General features: G+C 65.4%; 23 protein-coding genes and 1 tRNA gene. 16 read left to right on the forward strand and 8 right to left on the reverse strand.

The window, feature by feature from the left end; translation table 11 throughout:
- Nucleotides 1-46 precede the first annotated feature (46 nt).
- From AC07OK_RS23105 to AC07OK_RS23120, 4 genes are all read left to right on the forward strand, one after another.
- Nucleotides 47-2,296 (forward strand): TonB-dependent receptor, encoded by a 2,250-nt coding sequence (locus AC07OK_RS23105; RefSeq protein ID WP_494692486.1) that lies wholly within the window; start codon nucleotides 47-49, stop codon nucleotides 2,294-2,296.
- Nucleotides 2,297-2,318: 22 nt separating this feature from the next.
- Nucleotides 2,319-3,527: a sialidase family protein gene (locus AC07OK_RS23110; RefSeq protein ID WP_494692487.1), complete on the forward strand. Its 1,209-nt coding sequence runs from the start codon at nucleotides 2,319-2,321 to the stop codon at nucleotides 3,525-3,527.
- Nucleotides 3,528-3,545: 18 nt separating this feature from the next.
- Nucleotides 3,546-4,007 (forward strand): TlpA family protein disulfide reductase, encoded by a 462-nt coding sequence (locus AC07OK_RS23115; RefSeq protein ID WP_494692488.1) that lies wholly within the window; start codon nucleotides 3,546-3,548, stop codon nucleotides 4,005-4,007.
- A 102-nt stretch (nucleotides 4,008-4,109) separates the two neighbouring features.
- A complete protein-coding gene (locus AC07OK_RS23120; protein WP_494692489.1) occupies nucleotides 4,110-4,778 on the forward strand; it encodes a DJ-1/PfpI family protein in 669 nt (222 codons plus the stop codon).
- Nucleotides 4,779-5,111: 333 nt separating this feature from the next.
- Here AC07OK_RS23120 and AC07OK_RS23125 read toward each other — a convergent pair.
- Nucleotides 5,112-5,196 (reverse strand) — tRNA-Leu (locus tag AC07OK_RS23125).
- A gap of 106 nt (nucleotides 5,197-5,302) precedes the next feature.
- Between AC07OK_RS23125 and AC07OK_RS23130 the strand changes: the two genes are divergently transcribed.
- On the forward strand, nucleotides 5,303-6,955 hold the full coding sequence (locus AC07OK_RS23130) for a mechanosensitive ion channel family protein (RefSeq protein ID WP_494692490.1): 1,653 nt from the start codon (nucleotides 5,303-5,305) through the stop codon (nucleotides 6,953-6,955).
- A gap of 7 nt (nucleotides 6,956-6,962) precedes the next feature.
- On the opposite strand, the gene AC07OK_RS23135 is transcribed toward AC07OK_RS23130, so the two are convergent.
- Entirely contained in the window at nucleotides 6,963-8,222 is a 1,260-nt protein-coding gene (locus AC07OK_RS23135) for a voltage-gated chloride channel family protein (RefSeq protein ID WP_494692491.1), read from the reverse strand.
- A gap of 86 nt (nucleotides 8,223-8,308) precedes the next feature.
- Here AC07OK_RS23135 and AC07OK_RS23140 point away from each other — a divergent pair, with 86 nt between their 5' ends.
- Nucleotides 8,309-8,752, forward strand: coding sequence for a hypothetical protein (locus AC07OK_RS23140; protein WP_494692492.1), 444 nt, complete (start codon nucleotides 8,309-8,311; stop codon nucleotides 8,750-8,752).
- A gap of 8 nt (nucleotides 8,753-8,760) precedes the next feature.
- Here AC07OK_RS23140 and AC07OK_RS23145 read toward each other — a convergent pair whose 3' ends face one another.
- Nucleotides 8,761-9,000 (reverse strand): hypothetical protein, encoded by a 240-nt coding sequence (locus AC07OK_RS23145; RefSeq protein ID WP_494692493.1) that lies wholly within the window; start codon nucleotides 8,998-9,000, stop codon nucleotides 8,761-8,763.
- Between the two features lie 79 nt (nucleotides 9,001-9,079).
- Nucleotides 9,080-10,537, reverse strand: coding sequence for a M20/M25/M40 family metallo-hydrolase (locus AC07OK_RS23150; RefSeq protein WP_494692494.1), 1,458 nt, complete (start codon nucleotides 10,535-10,537; stop codon nucleotides 9,080-9,082).
- A 137-nt stretch (nucleotides 10,538-10,674) separates the two neighbouring features.
- Between AC07OK_RS23150 and AC07OK_RS23155 the strand changes: the two genes are divergently transcribed.
- From AC07OK_RS23155 to AC07OK_RS23195, 9 genes are all read left to right on the forward strand, one after another.
- Nucleotides 10,675-11,211: a GNAT family N-acetyltransferase gene (locus AC07OK_RS23155; RefSeq protein ID WP_494692495.1), complete on the forward strand. Its 537-nt coding sequence runs from the start codon at nucleotides 10,675-10,677 to the stop codon at nucleotides 11,209-11,211.
- Nucleotides 11,212-11,357: 146 nt separating this feature from the next.
- Nucleotides 11,358-11,771 carry a glycine zipper domain-containing protein gene (locus AC07OK_RS23160; RefSeq protein ID WP_494692496.1) on the forward strand — a complete coding sequence of 138 codons (414 nt, stop codon included), beginning with the start codon at nucleotides 11,358-11,360 and terminating at the stop codon, nucleotides 11,769-11,771.
- 90 nt (nucleotides 11,772-11,861) lie between these two features.
- Nucleotides 11,862-12,899 carry a serine/threonine-protein kinase gene (locus AC07OK_RS23165; protein WP_494692497.1) on the forward strand — a complete coding sequence of 346 codons (1,038 nt, stop codon included), beginning with the start codon at nucleotides 11,862-11,864 and terminating at the stop codon, nucleotides 12,897-12,899.
- Nucleotides 12,896-15,310 carry an FtsW/RodA/SpoVE family cell cycle protein gene (locus tag AC07OK_RS23170; protein ID WP_494692498.1) on the forward strand — a complete coding sequence of 805 codons (2,415 nt, stop codon included), beginning with the start codon at nucleotides 12,896-12,898 and terminating at the stop codon, nucleotides 15,308-15,310. Before AC07OK_RS23165 ends, AC07OK_RS23170 begins: the two co-directional genes overlap by 4 nt.
- Before the next feature lie 3 nt (nucleotides 15,311-15,313).
- A complete protein-coding gene (locus tag AC07OK_RS23175; protein ID WP_494692499.1) occupies nucleotides 15,314-16,885 on the forward strand; it encodes a hypothetical protein in 1,572 nt (523 codons plus the stop codon).
- Between the two features lie 17 nt (nucleotides 16,886-16,902).
- Complete coding sequence (locus AC07OK_RS23180) at nucleotides 16,903-17,421, forward strand: SH3 domain-containing protein (RefSeq protein WP_494692500.1); 519 nt, start codon at nucleotides 16,903-16,905, stop codon at nucleotides 17,419-17,421.
- A gap of 89 nt (nucleotides 17,422-17,510) precedes the next feature.
- Complete coding sequence (locus AC07OK_RS23185) at nucleotides 17,511-18,521, forward strand: PP2C family protein-serine/threonine phosphatase (protein WP_494692501.1); 1,011 nt, start codon at nucleotides 17,511-17,513, stop codon at nucleotides 18,519-18,521.
- 116 nt (nucleotides 18,522-18,637) lie between these two features.
- Entirely contained in the window at nucleotides 18,638-20,170 is a 1,533-nt protein-coding gene (locus tag AC07OK_RS23190) for an FHA domain-containing protein (protein WP_494692502.1), read from the forward strand.
- A 74-nt stretch (nucleotides 20,171-20,244) separates the two neighbouring features.
- A complete protein-coding gene (locus tag AC07OK_RS23195) occupies nucleotides 20,245-21,765 on the forward strand; it encodes an adenylate/guanylate cyclase domain-containing protein (protein WP_494692503.1) in 1,521 nt (506 codons plus the stop codon).
- Between the two features lie 9 nt (nucleotides 21,766-21,774).
- Here AC07OK_RS23195 and AC07OK_RS23200 read toward each other — a convergent pair whose 3' ends face one another.
- The 3 genes from AC07OK_RS23200 to AC07OK_RS23210 all read right to left on the reverse strand — a co-directional run bounded on the left by AC07OK_RS23200 (nucleotide 21,775) and on the right by AC07OK_RS23210 (nucleotide 23,423).
- Nucleotides 21,775-22,656: a pirin family protein gene (locus AC07OK_RS23200; protein WP_494692504.1), complete on the reverse strand. Its 882-nt coding sequence runs from the start codon at nucleotides 22,654-22,656 to the stop codon at nucleotides 21,775-21,777.
- A 4-nt stretch (nucleotides 22,657-22,660) separates the two neighbouring features.
- Nucleotides 22,661-23,059: an OsmC family protein gene (locus AC07OK_RS23205; protein ID WP_494692505.1), complete on the reverse strand. Its 399-nt coding sequence runs from the start codon at nucleotides 23,057-23,059 to the stop codon at nucleotides 22,661-22,663.
- Between the two features lie 76 nt (nucleotides 23,060-23,135).
- Nucleotides 23,136-23,423 carry a DUF1330 domain-containing protein gene (locus AC07OK_RS23210; protein WP_494692506.1) on the reverse strand — a complete coding sequence of 96 codons (288 nt, stop codon included), beginning with the start codon at nucleotides 23,421-23,423 and terminating at the stop codon, nucleotides 23,136-23,138.
- Between the two features lie 100 nt (nucleotides 23,424-23,523).
- On the opposite strand from AC07OK_RS23210, the gene AC07OK_RS23215 reads away from it, so the two are divergent.
- Entirely contained in the window at nucleotides 23,524-24,408 is an 885-nt protein-coding gene (locus tag AC07OK_RS23215; RefSeq protein ID WP_494692507.1) for a LysR substrate-binding domain-containing protein, read from the forward strand.
- Here AC07OK_RS23215 and AC07OK_RS23220 read toward each other — a convergent pair whose 3' ends face one another.
- Nucleotides 24,409-24,753 carry a zinc ribbon domain-containing protein YjdM gene (locus AC07OK_RS23220; RefSeq protein ID WP_020706313.1) on the reverse strand — a complete coding sequence of 115 codons (345 nt, stop codon included), beginning with the start codon at nucleotides 24,751-24,753 and terminating at the stop codon, nucleotides 24,409-24,411.
- Nucleotides 24,754-24,761: the final 8 nt, after the last annotated feature.

Raw genomic sequence — 24,761 nt, forward strand, 5'->3', positions numbered from 1 at the left:
CAACCTATCGTCCCGCCGCGTCGGCGGCATTCTCCTGCTAAGCGCCATGGCCCTTCAAGTCCAGCAGGCATGGGCTGAAGACGCGCCGGCGGCGCCCGCACAACTGGCTATGGTGACGATCAACGGCGGCCGCCCTACTTCGCTGCCGACCCAGATACCGACCACCATCGAAGGCATCACCGCCGCGCAACTCGAACAAACCATCAATGCCACCGATGCCGAGGATGCGCTCAAATACTTTCCCAGCCTGAACGTCCGCAAACGTTACATCGGCGACTACGACCATGCGGTGCTCGCCAGCCGCGCCTCGGGAACCGGCAACAGCGCCCGATCCTTGGTCTATGCGGACGGCATCTTGCTATCCAACCTACTCGGCAACGGCGCTGTCTATACCCCACGCTGGGGCCTGGTGACCCCGGATGAAATCGAACGCGTCGACGTGCTGTATGGCCCGTTCTCGGCGGCCTATCCTGGCAACTCGGTGGGCGCGGTGGTCGATTATCTGACCCGCATGCCAACTGCACTGGAGGTCCACGCCCGTGTTGCGGCCTTCGGCCAAGACTTCCGCCAGTACGCCACCGACCGCGATTTCCGCGGCCACAACGGCAGTGTCTCGGTCGGCGACCGCAGCGGCAAGCTGGCCTGGTGGCTCAGCTTGAGCCGGCTCGAAAACGACGGCCAGCCGATCGCCTTCGCCACCCGCCTGCTCACCGACGGCGTGGCCGGCGGCAAGGGCGGTACGCCGGTCAGCGGCGCCATCGCCGACCGTAATCCGTCCAACCGCGACTGGCTGGTACTGGGCGCAACCAACCAGATCCACACTGTACAAGACCATGCCAAGGTCAAACTCAGCTACGATCTGACGCCGACGCTGCGCGCCAACTACACCTTGGGCTGGTGGAACAACGAGGCGGATCGCCACGCCGAGTCCTATCTGCGCGACGGCGCGGGCAACACCATCAGCAGCGGCCAGGTCAACATCGATGGCCGCCGGTACACCCTCACGCCGTCGGACTTCGCGCCGTCGAAGGGAGCGCTGGAACACTGGATGCAAGGGATCTCGCTGAAGAGCCACAGTAAAGGGGAATGGGACTGGGAATTGGCCGCCAGCGCCTACGACTACCACCGCGACCTGGTGCGTACGCCGACCGTGCTGACCGACGGCACCATCGGCGCCAAGGCCGGCACACTGACCGACATGAGCGGCAGCGGCTGGAACACACTGGCCGCCAAAGGCATCTGGCGCCCCAATCCTGACGGCAGCCACGTGGTCGATTTTGGTGTGCAACGGGATGCCTTCCGCCTGCGCACGCTGGTGTCGTCCAGCACCGAATGGAGCGGTGGCGGCGCCGCTGGTTTCCTGTCGCGCTACGACGGCGATACGCGCCTGGAGAGCGTGTATGCGCAGGACACCTGGCGCTTCGCAGACCAGTGGAAAACCACACTGGGTGGGCGACTGGAGCAATGGCACGCCTTCGACGGCGACATCGCCAATGCACAATCGGCCAAGCGCTTCGGCGAACGCCGCGACACCGCCTTCTCGCCGAAGCTGGCGCTGGCCCATGCACTGACCCAGGACTGGAACGTGCAGGCCTCGCTAGGCCGCGCAGTGCGATTCCCGACGGTCGCCGAGTTGTACCAGGGCGCCATCGTCGACGACACGCTGGTCAACAACGATCCCAATCTGAAAGCGGAAAAGTCCTGGACCGGCGAATTGACTGCCGAGCACCGGCTCGACAGCGGTTCGCTGCGCGCCACCTTGTTCCATGAACGCACCCGCGACGCCCTGTATTCGCAGAAAGACGTGACCGTCATTCCGAACGTGACCAACATCCAGAACATCGACCTGATACGCACCAGCGGACTGGAACTGGCGGCGCAAGCCACCGACCTCCTGTGGCGTGGCTTCGACCTGAGCGGCAGTATCACCGCCACCCATTCGCGCATCATCGACAACACGCGCTTCCCGGCCAGCATCGGCAAGGAACAGCCACGCGTGCCGAGCCGACGCGCCACCCTGCTGGCGAGCTATCACCCTAACGACAACTGGTCCGCCACGTTGGGCGCGCGCTACAGTGGCAAGCAATACGGCACGCTCGACAACAGCGATCCAAACGGCTCCAGCTATACCGGCGTCAGTAGCTATTGCGTGACCGACGTGCGGCTGCGCTACCGGCTGGATCGGCAGTGGAGCGCGTCGGTCGGCATCGATAACCTGGGCAACAAACGCTACTGGGCCTACCACCCCTACACCCAACGCACCCTGATCGCAGAACTGCAATTCGACCTGCGTTGATCCAACCAAACGGGAGTACCTTATGACACCGACCAAGAGCTTCACCCAATGGCTGCAAGGCCTGGGCCTGTCCACGCTGCTGCTGTGCGCAGTGACCGAGGCCCACGATCCGGCAGCGCACGCGACGCAGCACAAGGCATCGGACCTCGGCAGCGCCGTGGCGATGGACGCCCAGGGCCGCCTTTGGCTGGCCAGCAAGGCGACCACCGCCGACGGAGAACAGCTGGTGCTGCAATCCTCGGACGACCAGGGGCGCCACTGGACAACACCGCAGACGGTCAGCCACGAAACCGTGGTCGCCAGCGGCGATGAACGACCCCGTATCGCCTTTGGTGCACAAGGCCAGATCTACTTGAGCTACAGCCATCCGTTGGCCGCGCCGCACACCTCCGAATTGCGCTTCCTGCGCTCCGACGACGGCGGCCTCCACTTCAGCGGCGCCATCACGGTGCACCAGAACCACGACGTCATCACCCACGGCTTTGCGTCGATGGCGGTCGATCACGCTGGTCGTGTCTTCATCGCCTGGATCGATAAGCGCGACCAGCAGGCGGCACGGGCAAACGGCACCACCTACGCCGGTGCGGCGTTGTACTACGCCGTCTCGCAAGACGGCGGGCGCAGCTTCAAGGGCGACTACAAGATCACCGACCATGCCTGCGAATGCTGCCGCAGCGCGATCGCCACCGACGGCGCCGGCCAGCCGTTGCTGCTGTGGCGTCACGTCTTCGCGCCCAACATCCGCGATCATGCACTGACCATGCTGACACCGGACGGCAAACCGGCTGCGCCGCAGCGCGCCAGCTTCGACAATTGGACGCTCGACGCCTGCCCGCATCAGGGGCCGGCGCTGGCAATCGGGGAGGACGGCCGACGCCACCAAACCTGGTTCAGCGGCAACGCCGATGGAGGCGGCTTGTTCTACGCCAGCCAGAATGCCGACGGTGCGCTGGGCACGCCAGAGAGGCTGGGCAGCGAGCAAGCCGCACATGCGGACGTCGCGGTTGCGGGTCGTCACATCGCCCTCGCGTGGACCCAGTTCAACGGTAGCGCCACTGAGCTGCTGAGCCGGAATTCCTACGACGGCGGTGCGACCTGGACCGAGCGCACGCTGTCGAGCACCACGAGCGACGCCGACCAGCCGCATCTGGCCAGTGGCCCGCGCGGTATCGTGCTGGTATGGCGCAGCCAGGAAAGCCGCATACAAACCTTTACGCTGGAGCCTACCTAAATGATCAGGCCTTTACTGTTGACGTTAGCGATCCTGGTTGCCGGCACGGCCAGCGCCAGTCCCCCGCCATTGTCATTCGAGAGCGACGGCATGGCGCACATCCTGACCAGCGAGGCGGGCAAGCCCTTTGTGCTGATCATCTGGTCGCTCGATTGCAGCTATTGCCAGGCCAGCATCGCCAATCTGGCCGCGGCACAGCAACAGGACGATGGCCTGGAAGTCGTCACACTATCGACCGACGCATTGTCACAACCGGGCAATGCGGAAGCGATACGCGCGCGACTCGCACAACTAGGTATTCGCGGCGGCAGTTGGGCGTATGGCGACGCACCGGCCGCGCAGCTACGCTATGTGATTGATCCGAAATGGCGCGGTGAAACGCCGCGCAGCTACTGGTACAACCGTCACGGCGAGCGCATCGCTGTGCACTCCGGCCTGATTTCCACCGCCACAGCTCCCGCTACAGATGCGCTGCCCTGAGCGGCGCCCAAGCCGCACTGCTTCTTGAATAAATTGATATCAACCCACCATCATAGAAAGACAACCATGAATCAAACGATACCCTCCACACTAGAAATCGGTATGCTGATCTACCCAGGCATGACTGCACTCGACATGGTCGCTCCCCAATTGGTCTTTTCCAATTTGCCAGGCGCGCGGGTACATCTGGTCTGGAAGACGCTCGAGCCGGTATTGTCCGACAGCGGCATGACCATCCTGCCCACCTGCACGCTCGATCAGTGCCCTGCCAAGCTGGATGTCCTTTTCGTCGGCGGCAGCAAGGCCGCCACCTGGCCCCTGCTGGAAGACCGGGAGATCACGACCTTCCTGGCCGATCGCGGAACGCGCGCCACATGGATCACAAGTGTCTGTACTGGCTCACTATTGCTGGCCGCAGCGGGCCTGTTGCAGGGCTACCAGGCGACGTCGCATTGGGCCGTGCGCCCTCTGCTGGCGCAATTGGGGGCAACGCCGGTGGACGCGCGCGTGGTGCGGGACCGCAACCGCATCACCGGTGGCGGCGTGACGGCGGGGATGGATTTTGGCCTGACGCTGGCTGCACTACTCTGCGGCGAGCCATTCGCCAGAACGCTGCAACTGTTGGTGGAATATGACCCACAGCCGCCCTTCCCCGGTGGCCATCCTGATACCGCCGTGCCGGACGTGCTGCAATTGGCGACCGCACTATACGCCGAGGAGGTGGCCAAAGCCAGTGCGACCATCACCGCCCTGCATCAGCATAAGGGTTAGCAAGCCAAGCGGCTGGGCGATGAGACGCATCGCCCGTTTGAGTTGATCCACTCGTGCGATGTCTTCGTAAATGTGGGTTGTTCGACGATCAATTTTTTCTTGGTGTCCCGCGTGCCCCGCACCGCAACCGAAGCACGCCAGCCCTTACCGGATTTGCTGTAGCTGGCCATAGCTGCTGAGATGTGTAAAACGTGTGTAAATTTTGTGTAAAGCGTAGCAGAAAACAGAGGTCTTAAGCGCACGTTTGTGTGATTTCCCACAAACAAAAAACGCCATAAACCCCTGATTTACAAGGCTTTATGGCGTTTTATGATCTTTATCAAAAAAGCGGACTGGTGCTCCGAGCCGGAATCGAACCGGCACGCCTTGCGGCGGGAGATTTTAAGTCTCCAGTGTCTACCAATTTCACCATCGGAGCGAAACAGCCCGCAATTATGCCACGAACCCGCCATAACTGCCATACCGGCAACTGTCAAATCCGATAACATGGCACCATTGCCAATATCTACGTCCCAAGGATAGTCATGACCGTTTTACGCCGCCTGCTCGTTGCGATGCTGTTGGTGATGCTCCAGTGTTTTGCAACCGCTGCCGACACCCTCCCCGCACCCCAATCCGGCACGCCGTCAACCCCGCCAGCGCCGGCCAAACTGGTCTTCGCCAACCGCACCATCTTCGTATTCCGCTCAGTGCTGACCGGCTACCCGCCGGAGGAACGCGCCGAGGGCGCACGCAAGCGCCTGGACGCCGCGTTGGCCCGCAATGGCCCGCAGCAGCCCGGCACCCGTCCTATCGCCGAAGGCACGCAAGTGATGCTGGACGGCGCCCTGCTGTTCCTGGTCACACCCGCCGACATCAACCCGCTGGCCGGCGACACCACCGACAGCGTCGCCAGCGAAAGCGCGGCAACCCTCGGCAAGGCCCTGCTGGAACGCCGCGAGCAAGCCAGCCCGCGCTACCTGCTCATCGCAGCAGCCCTGTGCGCGGCTGCCACGCTTGCATACGCCCTGATTCTGCACGGCCTGCGCCAGATGCACCGCTGGGTGGGCAAGCGCTCGACCCAGGCCATCAGCCGCCGCCTCGGCCAGGTCAAACTCAAGAACGTGCGCATCCTCGACGCCGAGCACTACGTGGCCTTCATGCGCCAGTTGGTCAACCTGTTGATCTGGGGCCTGCGCCTGATGGCGACCTATCTCTGGTTGGCCTTCGTGATGGGCAAAATCCCCTACTCGCGCAGCTGGGGCGAACGCCTGCAGGACTATCTGATCGACGTCGCCACCAGCGTCGCCCAGGGCATCATCGAAGCGCTGCCTGGCCTGGTGCTGGTGGCCGTCATCGCCGCCATCGCGCGCCTGGTGATGCTGACTGCCGCCTCGGTATTCCAACGCGTGGAATCCGGCGAGCTGCAAATCGCCTGGCTCGATCGAGACACCGCCACGCCCACGCGCCGCATCCTGAACGTGGTGATCTGGCTGTTCGCGCTGGCGATGGCCTACCCTTACCTGCCCGGCGCGCATACTGCGGCGTTCCAGGGTGTGTCGGTGCTGGTGGGTTTGATGGTGTCGATCGGCGCCTCCAGCATCGTCGGCCAGGGCGCCAGCGGCTTGATCCTGATGTACGCGCGCTCGCTGCGCAAAGGCGAATACGTGCGCATCGGAGAATCGGAAGGCACGGTGGTCGAACTGGGCATGTTCGAAACGCGCCTGCGCACCGGCCTCGGTGAAGAGATCACCATGCCCAACGCCTGGGTGCTGTCCAACACCACCAAGAACTACTCGCGCGCGCACGCCGGCACCGGCTTTGTGCTCGACACCACCGTCACCATCGGCTACGACACGCCTTGGCGCCAGGTGCACGCCATGCTGGAGCTGGCGGCCGCCAGGACCGAGGACATCGCCGCCACGCCCAAGCCCTACGTAATGCAGATCGGCCTGTCGGACTTTTACGTGGAATACCGGCTGGTGGCCTACGCCACCGTGGAAACACCACGGCGCCGCGCCGAGGTGCTGAATCAACTGCACCAGTACATCGTCGACGTGTTCAATGAATTCGGCGTGCAGATCACGTCACCGCACTTCACGCGCGAGCCGGCCACGCCGCATGTGATCCCGAAAGAGAACTGGCATCCGGCGCCGGCGGTCGCACCTATCGATCTGGCGCGGGACCAGCAGCAGTAGGCACTATCTAGGCCGGCGGCTCGCGGTCGCGCGCCACCGGCGGCAGGCGGTGCTTGAGGGTGCCGACCTTCTGCGCGCGGTAGATGCCTGTGTGGCCGGAGAACAGATACGCCACCACGCACGCCAGCGCCGCGTAGGGCCCGATCTGCGGACCGAATAATTCGATCGCCATGATGGTCGACGCCAACGGCGTGTTGGCCGCGCCGGCGAACACCGCGACGAAGCCTATCCCCGCCAGCATCGCGAATGGAAGATGCAGCAGCGGCGCCAGCGTATTGCCCAGCGTCGCGCCGATGTAGAACAGCGGCGTCACCTCGCCGCCTTTGAAGCCGCTGCCCAGCGAGGCCACGGTGAACGCGAACTTGCCGAAGAAATCCCAGGGCGCCAGCGGCTGCTGGAACGCCTCGACCATCACCGGGATGCCGAGGCCAATGTGGCGCGTGCCGACCATCCACACCGCCAGCGCCACCAGCGCGCCGCCGATCAATGGACGCAACGGCGCATACGCCACATGGCGCTTCATGAAGGACGACGCGGCGTGCGTGGACTTGGCGAACAACATGCCGGTCAGGCCGAACGCGATGCCGGCCACCAGCACGGCGGCCATGCTCCAGAAGCCGATCGCCACGACGCCGCTCATCGCGTAATGAGTGTGATGCACACCCCAGGCCATGCCCACCTGGTCGGCGACGATGGCCGCCACCATGCAGGGGAAGATGGCGTCGTAGCGCAGGCGGCCGATGGCCAGCACTTCCAGGCCGAAGATGGCGCCGGCCAGCGGCGTGCCGAACACGGATGCGAAACCGGCGCTGATGCCGGCCATGAGCAGGATGCGGCGCTCGGCGTGGCGCAGGCGGAACACGTGGGTGAGCTGGTCGGCCAGCGTGCCGCCCATCTGCACGGCCGTGCCTTCGCGGCCGACCGAGGCGCCGAACAAGTGCGAGATCACGGTGCCGATCAACACCAGCGGCGCCATGCGCAGCGGGACGACTTTCTTGGGATCGTGGATTTCGTCGATCAGCAGGTTGTTGCCCGCTTCGACGCTGCTGCCCAGTGTGAGGTACACCCAGCCGACCGCGAAGCCGGCCAGCGGCAGCAGCCAGACGATCCAGGCATGCGCTTCGCGCCAGGCGGTGGCGCGGTCCAGCGCGAACAGGAAGAAGGCCGATGCGGTCCCGCTGAGCAGCGCGATCAGGCCCGCGATGAAGGTCCATTTGCCGATATACGGCAGCAAGGCGATTTGTTCTGGGTAGCGGCGTGATTTCATCTGACTTGCATACTAGCAAATTCATCAGATGGCGGCAATCAGGCTAATGAGGAGAACCAAATCCAAACCCAACAGGTCTAACACCTATGGAAGAGCGCATCGCAAAACTTGAGGCCATATCCGACAGCAGCGTTGCAACGGTCGCTGCGCTGAGGACTGACATGAACGATCGATTCAAACTTGTCGATACACAATTGGCCGAGCTGCGTCGGCAAAAGGTCGAGACCGACATCATCTTGGGCCGACTCGATGCCCAAGCAGTTCAGATCGCCGATCTTCGGCAATACATGGACCAACGATTTACCCTAAGCCAGGAAGAAACAAACCTGCGCTTCAAACAAGTAACCCTACGTTTAGATCAAGTCGAACTGAGTCTCAAGGAGCTTGATAGACGGATGGATGAGCAAGCCTCTCAGATCAAAGACCTCCGTTCTGAATTCCGCTACATCGCTCGCTGGATCATGGGCACCCAGTTCACCGTTGTCTTATTCCTGCTGGGGCTGGCCGCAAAGATTTTTTACCCGTCCTGAACACCGCCTCAAGCCAGCCTGACCAGCGGATTGGCAATGATATTGTCGATCTGGCGGATCGCCTCGTCGCAGGCGGCGGCGATGGCTTCGTCTTCGGTGTCGCGCATGAACTGCATGGTGGCGCCCTCGAACACCTCCACCCCATCCGCGCCGGCGCGCTCGATGTCGCAGCTGGCGGTCCAGCGGCGGTCGGTGGTCGGTAACGCGGTCGGCACGATCTCCCAGCCCTTGTAATGCATCTTGTCCATGACGCTCTCCTCGATAAGCAAACAGACTATCACGAAGCGCCAGGCGCGCCGCGCACGGATGCGCTGCGCGCCTGCCCCATCAATCCTCGCTGTCCTGGTGCGCGGTGCGGCCGATCGGCTGCTCCATATTCGCCAGGAACCAGCTCAGCGAGGTCATCACCGCCACATGGCGCTTCAATTCCAGCGGGCTGACCTTGTCCAGCGTGTCGGCCGGCGTGTGGTGGTAGTTGAAGTAGGCCGACGAATCGACCATCGGCTCGAACACCGGCACGCCGGCGCGCTCCAACGGGCCGGTATCGGTCGGGCCGGTGATATCGCGGCGCTCGAACTGGCCGGCGCCGATCGGCGCCAGCGCGTCCTTCAGCGGCGCGAAGTACTTCACCATCGGCGGCGTCACGCTGCCGATAAAGCCGAACGGACGGCCACCGCCGCTGTCCGACTCGATGGCGGCGAAGTGCTTGTCCAGCTTGCCCTTGTTCGCTTCAAAGTAGGCCTTGCCGCCACGGGTGCCGTTTTCCTCGTTCATCCAGGCGATCACGCGGATGGTGCGGCGCGGATGCAGGTCCAGCTTCTTCAACGTCTCGATCACGCCCATGGCGCCGGCCACGCCGGTGCCGTCGTCGTTGGCGCCGGTGGCCAGGTCCCACGAATCGAGGTGGCCGGAGACGACCACCACTTCATCGGCCTTGTCGCTGCCCGGCCAGTCGGCGATGACGTTGAAGCTGTCGGCGTCCGGCAGGGTTTGCGGGGTCAGCGTCAGGTGCATCTTGACCGGACCGCGCGCCAGCAGGCGGTCCAGCAGCAGCACGTCCTCGGTGGTGATGGCGGCGGCGGGAATGCGCGCGCCGTCGACCAGGCCGGTCACGCCGGTGTGCGGAATGCGGAAGTTGGCGCCGCCGACAGAGCGCACCAGCGCCGCCGCCGCGCCCAGCTCCGCCGCCATCTTGGGACCGATATAGCGGAAGCCCGCGCCCGGACCGTAGGCCGCGCCGGCGTGGCCGCGATCGGCCATCTCCTGGTCGAACGCCACGTCCACCAGCACGATGCTGCCCTTCACCTGGGCCGCCTTGGCTTTCAACTCCTCCAGGCTGCGCACCACCAGCACCGGCGCGGTCAGGCCGGTGGCGGACGTGGCGCCGGAACCGCCCAGCGCCGTCAGCACGATCTTCTGCGTGATGCCGGCCGGCCGGCCGTTGTAATCGACCAGTTCCGCTGTCTCCACGCCGCGCACCCAGTGCGGCACCTTGACCGCTTGCAGCGTGACCTTGGCGCCCAGCTTGCGCATGGCGGCCGCCACCTGCTCCACCGCCGCCGCGGCGCCCGCGGAACCGGACAGGCGCGGCCCGACCAGATCGGTCAGGTCGGCCAGGCGCTCGTAGGCCCAGTCGCTCTTCATCGCGCTGTCGCGGATCTGGGCCAGGGTGGCCGGATCGTTGGCTGGAGCGGCAATGGCGCCAACGCTCAACAAGGCGCTGGCCGACACGGACAGCGCGGCAAGGACGGTCAGGGACAACGGGGACTTGAAGGCGGATTTCATGCTTTTCCTATGGATGTAGAGTGGTGAGTTGCAAGAACGATCTAAACGATAACCTATCGTAGAGATCTTGTCATCAATGTTGATTTGTTATGGCCGTTGCACTACCATGAACCTTCAACCATGCGAAGAAAGCGTTTATGCTCAAGGGTTCACTCTGCACCGTGCGCCACCTGCTGACCGCCGACCTGAACACCTTCATCGCGCTGGTCAACGACTTGCCGTCGCGCGGCGACCACTTCTCCACCCACTTCAAGTCGCCGGAAACGATGCGCAAGGAGTTCGCGCAAAACGGTTTCGTCAGCGACGACAGCGAGCTGTTTGTCATCGAGGACAGCCTGCACCACATCGTCGGCGTCATCACGCACTTCAAAAGCCGCACGCCGGTCACGCGTGAAATCGGCTACCGCCTGTTCGACCCCAAGCTGGCCGGACGCGGTTACGTGACCGAAGCATGCCGCATGCTGGTCGATTATCTGTTCAAGGTCCACCAGTTCCACCGGCTCGAGCTGTTGACGGCGCCGGAGAACGTGGCCTCGATCCGCGTGGCGCAAAAATGCGGCTTCAGCGCCGAAGGCACGCTGCGCCAGAGCTTTTTCATCAATGGCCGCTACCAGGATGTGCAGGTATTCAGCCTGCTGCGCCCAGAGTGGGAAGCACTCAGGGCGCAAATGTAACAAGCCATTACCGGAATGGCCGGTTTGTAAGCATGTGTATAAGACGTGGTGTATCGGCGTCCAGGCTATATAGTGGAGTCACTGGCCGACGTATCATTCCGATCCGGGCCACGGCAAGGGGAAATACCATGTTGAGCAAAAAATTTATGGGTGTAGCGTTACTGGCCGCAGCAGCAGTATCGTCGTCGGCCTACGCAGGCGACCGTGATTTCAACACGGTAGCCGGTGCCGTGGTCGGCGCCGCCGTCGGCCACAGTGCCGGTGGCCGCGATGGCGCCATCGTCGGCGGCCTGGTTGGCGCGGCGGTGGGCAACAGCATCAATACCAATGATCGCTACTACAATCGCGGCCGCGGTGACCGCTACGTGGAGACCCGTGTGTACTCGCAGCCCGCCCCGGTCTACTATGAGCCTGCCCCGGTCTACTACGAACCGGCGCCACGCTACTACGCCCCGCCGCCGCGCGTGGTGTACGTTGAACCGGCCCGTCCTTACTACCGCGAGTACCGCGAAGAGCGCTGGGAACATCACCACCATCATCGTGATCGCTGGGACCGTTAAGTTCCCTCCCTCAGAGCCCCTCACACGAGGGGCTTTTTTTTCGTCTTCCCCCCGCTAGCCCTGCGTAACGGCGCGGGCCGAGGGGAAATCATGACGACAACAGACGCAATCATCGCTTTGGAACTGGGCCACTACCGGCTGCGCGAGCAGATCGGCGGATCGGCCTACGGCATCATCTGGCGCGCCAGCGGGCCGCCGGCCACACGCGATGTCGCCATCAAGTTAATCAACCGCGAGCAGATGGCACGCGCCCTGCCCGCCCAGCGCGACCGCTGGATCGCCAGCGCAAACAACGAAATCGGCTTCCTGCAATCGCTGGAACCGTGGGACGAGCGCCACATCGTGCGCCTGCTCGACAGCGGCTGGCACGAAGGCCTGCCGGTGCTGGCGCTGGAACTGATGGCGATGGACCTGGGCAAGCATATGCTCGCGCTAAAGGGGCGTGGCGAGGCGATCCCGCTGCCACGGATACTCAACTGGATCGGCCAGATCAACCAGGCGCTGGCCAAGGTGCACCAATACGGTTGGCGCTACCTGGACCTGAAACCGGCCAACGTGCTGCTGGACCGCGACCTGGGCACCGTCAAGCTGGCCGATTTCGGCACCAACCGCCAGTTGGGCAGCCTGCAAGTTCACTCGTATGCCGGCACCGCCAATTGGCAGGCGCCGGAACAGTTCTTCCCGGCCGACGGCGGCGGCTATGCCACAGGCCCGCGCAGCGACTACTTCTCGCTGGGGGCGATGTTCTATTTCCTCGTCACCGGCGGCCTACCGCTGCGCTTTTGCAGCGATTGCGGCCAGGCTTACCGCGAGCACCACACCGACGGCGCTGACCTGCTGCGCAGCTTGAACGGCGGCGCGATTCCGGCCGCGCTGCACAGCGAGGAAGAAGCACGCTTCGCCGCGGCGATTCCCACGCCGGCGCGCGATGCTGCGCTGGAGTTGCTGCGGGCGCTGCTCCATCTCGATCCAGCGCGCCGTCCGCGCCACGCGATCCAGATCAGCCGTATGCTGCACGCGATCCAGGGCGTCAAGCCACAGCGCGGCATGTTCGATATCGCAGATCCCGTCCACGGCATGAATCGTCCAACCGCCGACAACCACTGGCACCACATTCAGGGGGCATGATGGCTATCTCGCTGCGCCGGTCCTTCACAGCGACCCCGCCCGCCCGCCCCTCGATCGCGCACGCAGCCGCCAGGAATACCGGCCTGACCCTCACGCTGGCGATGTTGACTGTCTTGTGCGGCTTACAGGCGCTGGCCTTGTTGCGTGCACCAGCCGCATGGCTGCCAAGCGCCATCACGGTCAATCTGGCGCCGGGCGAGACCATCACGCTGGGCCATCACGAATTGGCGGCGCCGCAGTCGGACCGCAACCATCTGTCCCTGCGCCGCGATACACAGGACGGCTGGACGCTGCGCAATCTGAGCGCGACGCGGCAAGTGATACTGCTGCGCGACGGCAGCGAACAACGCATGGGCAGCACCACGCTGCAGGCCGGCCAGCGCTTCCAGATCGACGGCGCGCTGTTCGATGTGCGGGGCGCAGATTCCGGCAGCATCACCTTCGCCCGCGACGGCCACGAATGGCGCTACGACGGTGCGGTGTTGTATCGCGACGGTCATCAACAAGCCAATTGCCCCGAGTCGCACGTCGCCTCCCGGCTGCTGTCACTGTGGAATCGCGCCATGCCTGGCCTGCTGACCATTTCGCGTCCGCTGTCCTTCGGCGGCAATCTGTATTGCGACAACCGTCTAGGACTGGCCCAAGTGACTCCCGGCGCGGCGCAAATCGCGCGCGGCAACGGCGGGCTCCAGCTCTCGGCCGGCAATCCTGATGGCGACCGCGCGGCGGTGCTGATCCACAGCGCCGGCTTGCAGACCGACTTGCGCAAGCAGGAAGCCTCGCTGGGCGGCGTGAAAGCGATTGTGGTCGGCCATACGCGCTTCCAGCTGGACGCTGACGGCGGCCAGCTCACGCTGCACCCGAGCCGCCACGTCAACCTGTTCAACGCACCGGACCTGAAACTGCCGGAACACGTCACCTGGCAATGGCAGCAGCGCGCGCTGTGGGATGGCGGCCAGTCCAAGGCCATGTGGGCCGGACTCGCAGCCTGCCTGGCTTGCATGGCCGCCAGCCTCGCGCTATCCGCGCGCCTGCCTGGCCGCGCTCACAGCGCGAGGCTGGCAGTCATGCTGCTGTCCGCAAGCGGTGTGCTGATCTGCGGCGTTATCGCATTGGTCGCCCAGCGCGCGGGTTATGCGCCAAGCGCCGCCAGTTCGATGTTACTGGCCGTCTGCGCGCTGCTGCTCTGGCTCGCGCTGCCAGGCCGCCTCACACTGCTGACCGCCGCAGGCGTGGTGCTGCTCGCCGCCGGTCTGTTGGCGCAACTGGAGCTGGGCCTGGGCGCGCCGGAATCGTCCTGGCTGCGCTACTACCAGAAGAGCGCCGCCATGCTGGCGATCGGCGCCGGTCTTGGCGGCCTGCTGCGCCTGTGGGCGCAACGCCAGGCCACGTGCGGCGCACATCTTCAACAGCGCAGCATCGAATGGCTGCTCGCCCTGTTTGCCGCCGTGGCGCTGGCTGCGCTGGCCGCGCAAGTACTATGGGGCGACGAACAAGGCGTCTTCGATTTGCAACCGGTGGAGCTGGCCAAACTCGCGCTCACCGCCCTCACCGCCCATTGCCTGGCGCTGCGCTTCAACTGGCACGCCGGCCCGCAAGGGCTGTCCGAGCACGGCGCCCGCTGGCTGCAACTGATCGCGCCCGCGCTGCTGTTCCTGGCGCTGCTGGGCCTCTCGCTGGTGCAGGTCGACGACTTCTCGCCGCTGATCCTGCTGCTCATCTGGAGCACCGTCATGGCCTTCGCGTACGCCCTGGCCGCCCGCAACCGCAAGCTGGCCGGCGCGCTGGTCGCGTTGACGTTGACGGCCGCCGCCGCCATCGTCTACCTGCGCTGCGTCGGCACGGACGACCTGATACGGTGGGGCTTCTACGCCGACCGCTTCCTGGTCTGGCTCAATCCCGCCGAGCATCCACACACCGGACAACAGCTGCTGCTGGGCGCGCGCGCCATCAGCGACGGCGGCTGGCTGGGCGCCGACCACTGGCTCGGCCTGCGCTCGCTCGGTATGGCGGCCGGCGGCGCGGTGCAGATCCCCGCCGTGCAGGACGATTTCGCCGCGTCCTTCTTCCTCAACCGCCACGGCCTGGTCGGCGGCCTGCTGCTGTGGGTGGCGCAAGCCGCTTTCCTGGCCGGTATCGCCTTCACCGCAGCGCGCGCCTACCAGGCCGGCGCCGCGGCGCGCGACTTCCGCCATGCCTGGTCCGGCCGCTTCCGCTACTTCATGCTGTGCGGCGGCGGCGCCTTCGTGCTGGGCCACTTCCTGCTGTCCTGGGGCACCAACCTGGCCATCTTCCCCATCATGGGCCAGCCCATGAGCTTTCTCTCGGCCGGCGGCAGCCACCTGCTGTTTTTCCTTTGCCCCCTGCTAGCGTTTAGTGCCATCAGCGCGCAATCTTTAGAAGGAGAATGAATCATGCCGATCTACGTACAACACGAAGTCCTGGGCCGCATCCCCGACGTCTTCAACGCCGAAGCGATCTGGCAGGCGCCCGGCCTGGCGCTGTTCTCGCGCCGCCCGCTGCTGCGCGACCTGCTCGAACGCAGCCCGCGCGAGCACAAGGGCCGCGCCGCCACGCGCTGTTTCTCCCATGTGACGCTGATGCTGCCGCAAGAAGAAGTCGACGACGACTACCACCTGACCCGTGGCGCCCGCGCGCGCGACCTGGCGCAGACGCTGACGGCGCTGCACCAGAAGGACTTCGGCGACCTGCTGGGCGGCGACCAGGTGCGCTACGACGTGATCGGCACTTCGCAACTGGCGCCGGGCGAGATCGAGGTCAAGTTCGGCCACGCGGTGTACCTGCCGGCGGCGGACGAGAAGATCCTCTATAACGTAAGCGTCTCGCGCGACAGCGCGATCTGGCATCCGGTCTGCCCGATCTACCCCAACCAACGCCTGGCGCTAATCGGCGGCGAAGGCGGCGAAGCGAGCTTCATCGCCAGCGGCTGGCCGTTCGGTCCCGACGGCGCCATCCTCATCATCAACGACGGCCCGGATGCGCCGCCCGTGGTGCAAATGCGGCCCAAGGACGCCTTCGAATGCCGTTTCGATCCGCGCAGCGGCTACTACACCATCAAATCCCTGCGCGAAGCACCGGGCGGCAGCCCGCGCCTGATGCTCAAGATCGGCCGCACCGGCGCCGCCGCGCCGCGTCCCCAGGCCAGTGCGGCGGTCGACGCCATCAGCATCAACCCGGTGGCGGCCACCGTCGCCGGCAAGCCTGCGGTCTGGCAGAGCCGCGCCAACGGCGGCGCCGCGCCCGAGCTGACGGCGATCCCGGTCAGCCACAAGCCGGCCAACAACGCCGGCGAAAGCGACGCCACCTACGCGCCGATCTCGCAGCAGCGCGTCAGCCTGGTGGCGCTGGCGATGCCGCGCCTGAGCCGCTACCGCGACACCGGTGCGCAAGCGATGGAGCTGCCGTTCAACCACGCGCTGGCCTTGTCCACTGGCGGCCCCGCGGCCATCAGCTTCGTCGTCGACGCCTCCGATGAACTGTACGCCTGCACCGCCGAAGGCCGCCAGCGCATCACCGCCCCCGCCACTTTTACGCCGGTCGATACGCAGGCGATCCGCGTGCTGGCGGCCGCGCCGCAGATGGCGGACCGCTACCGCGCCATGATCTGCCTGGCGCAGCCGGTCGGCGCCTCCGTGGCGAGCGGCGCGCGCTTCAGCTTTGGCCGCAACTCGCCGATGCTGGCGGCGCTGCGCCTGCTCGATTCGCCGCGCTTCCTCAAGCGCGCCAGCGGCGCCAACACCGCCAGCGCCGATCGCATCGGCCTGTCGCGCGACGCCTTCAGCTTCGAGGCGACGGCGCAGGGCTACAAGATCGGCCGCCTCAGCGCCTCGCAGGCCTTGTACCACTTGGACGAGAAGCTGGAATTCGTCGCCAGCATCGGCGACGCCAACACCGATACGCCCTACCTGCTGCCCAATGGCCATCATCTGGTGGCGGGCCATTATGTGCTGCGCTTTGACGCCTGAGAACCCAAGGAGCTTGCATGGAAACGGCTAAACTCTACGCGGCGGGCGCCTTCGCGGCGGGGCTGGTGATCACGCTGTTCCTGGCTGCCTACCTGACGCCGCGTCAGTGGTGGCGCCGTCCGAACGCGCGCGCGCTGCTCATCATGGTGGTCGGCGCCTGGGGCTTCGGCAGCCTGATACTGTACGCGGTGCACGGCCGCCAACCCGGGAACGATCTCATCGTCGCCGCCACACCGGACCGCAACGCGCAAGCGCGCGCGCTCACCGCGGCCGTGGCGGCAAGGGAGGCTGCGGCCAGCGCGGCGGCATCGACGGCGGCCCTGATAGCCGGACTACCGTTCGCCGTCCACCGCGACTTGAACCTGCGCGCCGCGGCCGGCGTGCACTCTGCCCGCCTGGTCACCGTACCTGCCGGCGCCACCGTCACGCCAACCGGCGCGCGCAACGGCGACTGGTGGCAGATCAAGGCCAGCGTCGCCGGCCGCGAGAACACCGGCTGGGTCAACAGCCTGTGGCTGCGCCGGAGCGACGAATGAGGTCCGAACGTTCAGGCACGCCATCCCACGCCGGCATTTTTTCAGCTAAGCTGTGGCCTTTCGCCTCCCGCGCCACGGCGCCCGTCCCGATGACACGAATCACCGACCTGCAGGACTTCGGCCCCGGCCTGGACGTCGCCGCCCGCAGCAGCGCCAGCATCAGCAAGCTGCAAGTGCCGGAGAACCAGGACAACCTGCTGATCATCGACGCCAGCGGCCATGCCGTCTTCCTGCGCGACCAGACCCCGCACAGCATCACGCTGCCCGACTGGCCGCGTGGCCACGTGCGGCTGGCGGTGTTGGACGGCATGGGCGGCCACGGCAACGGCCGCGAAGCCGCCGAAGCCGTGGCCACCGGCCTGCTGCTGATCCCCGCCTGCACCACGCAGGAAGAACTCGGCGGCCGCCTCGACGCCCTGCACGCCCGCTTGCAAGAGCAGTTCCGCAGCGCGGGCGACGACGACAGCTTCCGCCGCCCCGGCACCACGCTGACGCTGCTCGAGATGCCGCCCGGCGCCGCGCCGATGCTGTACCACGTCGGCGATTCGCGCCTTTACGAAATCACCGCCCAGGGCGCCCGCCCGCTGACGGTGGATCATGTGCCCGCCACCTCGTTCGCCATGCACGGCCTGCTGGGCGAGCGGGAATGGTGGCAGCAGGTCCACGGCGAGCACCGCGCGCAGATCGCGCAGGCCTACATCCTCGGCAACGCCTTCGCCAATCCGCAGGTGCTCGACGACGGCCTGATGGCGCTGAGCGCGGCCAACCTGCCGCCCTTCCTGCACCAGCTGGCCGACCGCCGCCTGCTGACCGTGCGCGCGGACGCTACCTATCTGCTAGCCACCGACGGTTTCTGGTCCTGCGGCCGGCCGCTGCAATGGACCGCGCGCTGGCCGGCGCTGCTGGCGCGGCCGGGCCACTCGGCCGGCGCCGCGCTCGACGCCCTGTTCAACGACTACGCCGACCACCCGCCGCCCCAGCTCCACATCGACAACCTGAGCGCCATCGTGCTGCGTTTCGCCCCGGCCCACGAGCCCGCGCACAGCGAGAACGTTGACGAAACGGCACTGCCGCACGCATCAATTCTGTCGCATTTTTGACAACTGGCGGCGCATGTGTTGCGCCGTCGGATTGAATGGCCCCGAGATCGCCACATTGGTTGCCAAGCAGAGTGTAAACCGCATAAACTGACGGGTATCCCATCGGTCGGTTCACCATGAAAAAATGCAGTAATGCCCAGCACCCGCACTGCACCTACTGGGTCATGCCAGGAGCGCAAGCTTGCGAAGGCGGCCACGCCCAAGCAGAGCCCTCCAGCTTCGACCTGCTGAGTGCCGTGCGCAGCACCCGTTCCGGCGCCCCCGGCACGATGCTCGATGCCGCCCCTGCCGAAACCGCCCACGCCCCAAGCACCTACGCCCGCCCCCTGCAACGCGCCCAATCCGAGCGCCCGCAGCTGCACATCAGCGGCTTCGACCCACGCGCCGCCGGCGGCCGCCAGACCCTGAAGATGGAACTGCGCGGCATGCCGCAAGCCTGCGCGCCGCAGCTGACGCTGCAAGTGCAGTCCGACCTGATCCCCAACGGCGCCGCGCGCCAGCAGTTCGTGCGCGCCACCAGCGGCGAATGGCGTCCCGTGTTTGTCGAGTTCTCCTCGCGCGGCAAGGAGCACGGCCAGTACCAGATCAGCATCGAGCTGCTGAGCCGACACGCCGATCTGGCGTCGCGCAAATGGGTGTGCACCTTCGTCATCCTGGTGCCGCGCCTGGACGCCACGCTGACCGAAATCCACCGCATCTTCCTCAGCACCCACAAGAACGTGCGCGTGATGGCGGACGACGCCTCCATCGCCCGCGTCAGCGCGCAAGGCGGCGACAGCCTCGATATCGATGTCACCGCGCGCAACGCCGGCATCGCCCACCTGGACCTGAACGCACCGGCCGGCAAGGTCGACCTGGGCTTCACCACCATCGCCTGGGACGAGGACCTGATCGAGATCGACATGCCGCTGGCGACCGCCATGCATCCGCATCCGAGCCGCGCGGCCTGCCTGGTCAACGCCGCGCCGGAAGCGGGCGCGCAGCGCCAGATCCGCCTGTTCGCGATGGAAGAATGCGTGCTGGGACGCTTTGAACTGGTCGATCCGGAGTCGCACCTGCTGCTGACCCACTACGGCGCCGACGGCCAGGACACCAACGGCCTCACGCGCCGCCTGTCCGGCCGCCATGCGGTGATACGCCGCTCGGGCCAGGGTTTTGAAATCGAAGACGTGTCGCGCTACGGCCTGCTGCTGGACGGCGTCTGGCCGGGCAAGCACAAGCCAACCGCGCTGCGCCTGGGCATGCGCATTGAACTGAGCGCCAGCATCAAGGGCATCGTGGTGTTGTCGGTGTCGGCCATCATGCCGCACGGCGTGATCCTGCACCGCATCGACCAGGGCGCCAACGCCGAATGCTTCTACCTGCTGATGCCAGAAACGCATCCCGGCTATCCGGTCAAGGCGTTCGCCGCCGCGCCGCATGCGGCCGCGCTGCCGCTGCTGCTGCACCGCGACGGCGGCTTCTGGCACCTGGACCAGCTGACCGGCAAGGAAACCGCGCTGGCCCCCACCGTGCCGCTCGATAAACTGAGCCGCATCGCCCGCCACAACCGCTTCGCCAGCGATCCGTATCCTGAACACTGGATCATCCGCACCGGCGCCACCGACCTGTATAGCACCGTGGCCGCCAACGCCATGTCGACCGCGTAACACGCGGCCCACAGGCTCCAGTGCCCCTGACCAGCTCCCTCCACAGCCGTCGATGGGAGCGCATCTCCCTTGCGGTGCTGCTCCTGCTGCTGGCCGGCCTGCCGCTGGCGGTCTGGCTCGACATGCAGAACATCGCCGCCGCCCGCCTGCAGGCCCAGGCGGTCGACCTGAACTCCATGATCGCCAGCATCCGCGGCTACTACGCCAGCGCGGTGGTCGGCCGCGTCCTCGGCAACCATGGCAAGGACACGCAGGTCATCCACAACTACGAGACGGTGGCGGGCGCGATTCCGATCCCGGCCACGCTGTCGCTGGAACTGGGCCGCGTCATCGCCGACCGCCAGTCCAACGTCAGCTACCGCTTCGTGTCGGACTATCCGTTCCGCGGCCGCACGCCGCACGCGCTTGACGACTTCGAAAAGAACGCGCTGACGGCGCTGCGCGCACATCCGGACCAGCCGCCCATCATCCTGGCCACCGCCAGCGGCGGCGACACGCGCGTGCGCCTGGTGGCGCCGGTGCTGATGGGCGCCGCCTGCGTGCAGTGCCACAACAGCCACCCGGACAGCATGAAGAAAGACTGGAAGGTCGGCGACGTGCGCGGCCTGCAGGAGGTGGCGATCCACGACGAGATCAGCACCAGCCTGTGGTCCTTCAAATACAGCGTGGCCTACTTCCTGTTCGCGGCGGCCACGGGGCTGGGTTTCATCCTGCTGCAACGAAACCAGAACGCCGTCATCCGGCGCATGAACACCGACCTGACCGGCGCCAACGACTTCCTGGCCGCGGTGTCGATCAAGATCTCGCACTACCTGTCGCCGCAGATCTACAAGAGCATCTTCAGCGGCGAGATGGACGTGGCGCTCAGCACGCAGCGCAAGAAGTTGACCATCTTCTTCTCCGACATCAAGGACTTCACCGAACTGACCGAGTCGCTCCAGCCCGAGGCGCTGACGGAACTGATCAACGAATACTTCACCGCCATGTCGCTGATCGCCATCCGCCACGGCGGCACCATCGACAAGTTCATCGGCGACGCCATCCTGGTGTTCTTCGGCGACCCGGAGAGCAAGGGAACGGCGGAAGACGCGCGCAACTGCCTGCGCATGGCCATCGAGATGCAGCACGCGCTGTCCAAGCTGAACGTCCAGTGGCGCATGCTGGGCGTGGAGGCGCCGTTCCGCGTGCGCATGGGCGTCAACACGGGCTTCTGCAATGTGGGGAATTTCGGCAGCAACGACCGCATGGACTACACCATCCTCGGCGCGGAAGCCAACCTGGCGGCGCGGCTGCAGTCGATCGCGCCGGCCGGCGGCATCGTCGTCAGCTACGAAACCTATGCGCTGGTGCGCGACACCGTCGCCGGCCACGCGCTGGCGCCGGTCACCATGAAAGGCATCGCGCGCGAAGTGGTGCCGTATGTGATCGACGGCATGCTCGACGGCGACGGCGCCACGCTCCAGGTATTCAGCGAGCATAGCGACGGCCTGGATCTCTATCTCGACATGGGCCGCATCGATGCGGACGCCGCCAGGAACCTGCGCGGCGTGCTGCACCAGGCGATAACGGCGCTGGACCGGCAGGAACAAGCTTAGTCGGCGGGCCTAGGCCACCGGTTTTTTCGCCGGCAGCGGAATGAACTCGGTCTCGCCCGGCACCTTGTCGAAGCGCTGCGCTTCCCAATCCTCGCTGGCCTGGACGATGCGCTCCTTGCGCGACGAGACGAAATTCCACGACATGAAGCGGTGGCCATCGAGCGCCTCGCCACCGATCACCACGAACTGCGCATCCGCATCCGCCTTGATCAGCTGTGCCGTCGTCGTATCGAGTAGCGCCATCGTATGCAGCGCCAGCGGCGCGCCATCGATATGCAGCTCGCCGGTGATCGGATAGATCGCCGCTTCCGCCGGCAGGCCGCTCAGCGCCAGCTCATGGCCGGCCTTCAAGGCCACGTCCAGATACAGCGTCTGGCTATAGGTTTTCACCGGCGAGGTCTGGCCGAAGGCCGAACCGACCAGCACGCGCACACGCGCACCGTCGACCTCAAATTCAGGAATATCGTCGGACGGCGTGTGGCAGAAGCTCGGCTCATCTTCTTCATGGGCGACCGGCAGCGCGGCCCACAGTTGCAGGCCGTGCGTGCGGTGCGGCTTGCCGACCAGGTCCTTGGGAGTGCGCTCGGAGTGGACGATGCCACGGCCGGACGTCATCCAGTTGATCGCGCCGGGTTCGATGCGCTGCACGCTGCCGATGCTGTCGCGATGGTCCATCGCGCCTTCAAACAGATAGGTCACGGTGGCCAGGCCGATATGCGGATGCGGACGCACGTCATGGTCGGCATCGAGCGGCACATCGACCGGACCGAAATGGTCGAAGAAGATGAACGGACCCACCGCCTGCTTGATCGCGGACGGCAAATAGCGGCGCACGACAAAGCCGCCGCCCAGGTCTTTTTCGTGGCCTTTGAGCAGAGTCGAAATCGTCATGATCTTACCCCAGCACCGTGGTGACTTCGGTGGTCACGGACGTCATCAGCTTGTGGATCGGGCATTTCTGCGCGGCGGCCAGCAACTCGGTGCGCTGGGTCTCGGTCAGCTTGCCGGTCAGGTGCAGCGTGGCGGCCAGGCGGTAGGTGCCCTGGCGCTCTTCGCTGGCGTCGCGCTCCATGCTCACTTCCACATGCTCGAGCGGAATGTTCTTGCGCTTGGCGTACCAGACCACGGTCAGCGCCTTGCATGCGCTCAGCGCCGCGTCGTACAGGTCATGAGGCGAAGGGCCGGCGTCGCTGCCGCCCTCCTCCACCGATCCGTCCGTGGACAGGATATGGTTGCGCACATGGACGATGTGGCGCATTGGCAGCGACTGGTCGCGCAGTACTCGGATAGTCATACGATGGTCCTCGAAAACGGCATTATCAAAACCGTCACTCTACACCGTTTGACCTGCTTGCGCCTCCCCTAAACGTTCAGAGGCCGTTCAGCAGCACCATCGAAAAATCGGCGCCGCCCTGGCGCAGCTTCTTCAGCGGCACGTGGGCCGGATCGTCGTACCAGGCCTGCGCATGTTCCATCGACGGAAACTCAACGATGATCTGCGTTTCCGACAGCAGCGGCGATCCTTCCAGGACCAGCGGCGCCGCCTTCGCCAGCGGCTTGCCGCCGTGTTTTTTCGCCAGCGCGGGCATGTGGGCGCTGTACTCGGCCACCCAGTCCGAGTTGCGTAAGGTGAGATATCCGATTGCGTAGGCTGCCATGATGAACTCCTTGCTGTTGAATGAGGCTCCATTATTATTCGAAGTCCTCACAGCATAAATGAGCTAGAATTTCATAGACTCGTAACTAATACTTCCGAATATGAGCGATAAACTCCGCAGCATGCAGGTATTCGTGGCCGCCGCCACCGCGCGCAGCTTCGCCGCCGCCGCACAGACGCTGGACATGTCGCCGGTCATGGTCGGCAAACATGTGCAAGCGCTGGAACAGGAGCTGGGCGCGCGCCTGATCGAGCGCACCACGCGCAGGCAAGCGCTGACCGAGATCGGCGCGGTCTACCTGGAACGCTGCCGCGACGTGCTGGCCAGCGTGGAGGCGGCCGACCTTGTGGCCGAGCACCTGCGCGCGGAACCGCAGGGCAGCCTGCGCGTCTCTGCGCCCGCCACGTATGGCGAACATCGGCTCATGCCGGTCATCGGCGCTTATGCCGCGCTGTACCCGCAAGTGAAAATTGATCTGCTGCTGACCAACCGCGTGATCGACATGGCCGAGGAAGGCGTCGACGTCGCGATCCGCTCCGGCGCGCTGGTCGACAGCGGCTTGATCGCGCGGCCTTTGCGTCCGGGCCGCGTGCTGCTCGCCGCCAGCCCGGAGTACCTGAAGCGGCGCGGCACGCCACGCCATCCGTCGGACCTGGAAAAACATGACTGCCTGGTGTTTTCCGACTGGCGCCCGCACGCGGCGTGGCGCTTCCGCAAGGGAGAGGAACAGATCGAGGTGCCGGTGCGCAGTTCCTTCGTCAGCAATACGGGAACGTCGCTGGTGTCTGGTGCGATTGCGGGGATGGGTATCGCGATGCAGGCGGACCTGCTGCTGGAGCCCGCGCTGGCGGCGGGTAAATTGGTACGGCTGCTGCCGAAGTGGGAACTGCCGTCGCGGCCCATGCACATACTGCGCCGGCCGGAAGCGCGCCCCAGCGCCAAAGTCCGCAGCTTCGTCGACTTTGCGCTGGAGCGGCTGGGATGATTACACGACTTTTTTAACGAACTCGGTTTTCAGGCTCATGGCGCCGAAGCCGTCGATCTTGCAATCGATATCGTGGTCGCTGTCGACCAGGCGAATATTCTTGACCTTGGTGCCTACTTTGACGGTGCCGCCGCCGCCCTTCAATTTCAAATCCTTGATCACGGTCACGGTATCGCCGTCCTGCAGGATGTTACCGACGGAGTCGCGATACACCTTGGCGCCTTCTTCGGCCGCTTCGGCAGCGGTGGCGCTCCATTCGTGGGCGCATTCCGGGCACACCAGCTGGGTGCCATCTTCGTAGGTGAATTCGGAATTACATTTTGGGCAGGGTGGCAAAGCGCTCATGGTACGAT

This window comes from Duganella sp. GW821-FHT07G03 (assembly GCF_059418605.1).